Genomic DNA, 281 nt, shown 5'->3' with positions numbered 1-281 from the left:
CACACTACCATCGGCGCTACGGCGTTTCACTTCTGAGTTCGGCATGGGGTCAGGTGGGACCACCGCGCTACAGCCGCCAGACAAATTCTTTTCTAAGTGCCGAACTTTAAACGAAAAACTGGTGCTGATACCCAGAGTCGAACTGGGGACCTCACCCTTACCAAGGGTGCGCTCTACCAACTGAGCCATATCAGCACACTAAATTTGATGCCTGGCAGTTCCCTACTCTCGCATGGGGAGACCCCACACTACCATCGGCGCTACGGCGTTTCACTTCTGAG

The 281-nt window shown here is 54.4% G+C and carries 1 tRNA gene and 1 rRNA gene; both read right to left on the bottom strand.

The features are described from left to right. Nucleotides 1–81, bottom strand: a 5S ribosomal RNA gene (rrf, locus tag OGV80_RS00260); the annotation flags it as partial. Nucleotides 82–119: 38 nt separating this feature from the next. Next, nucleotides 120–195: transfer RNA gene (locus OGV80_RS00255), tRNA-Thr, on the bottom strand. Nucleotides 196–281 lie beyond the last annotated feature (86 nt).

This window comes from Citrobacter sp. Ce119 (genome assembly GCF_030334525.1).
Lineage (GTDB): Bacteria > Pseudomonadota > Gammaproteobacteria > Enterobacterales > Enterobacteriaceae > Citrobacter > Citrobacter europaeus.
This window is presented reverse-complemented; position numbering and strand designations above follow the sequence as displayed.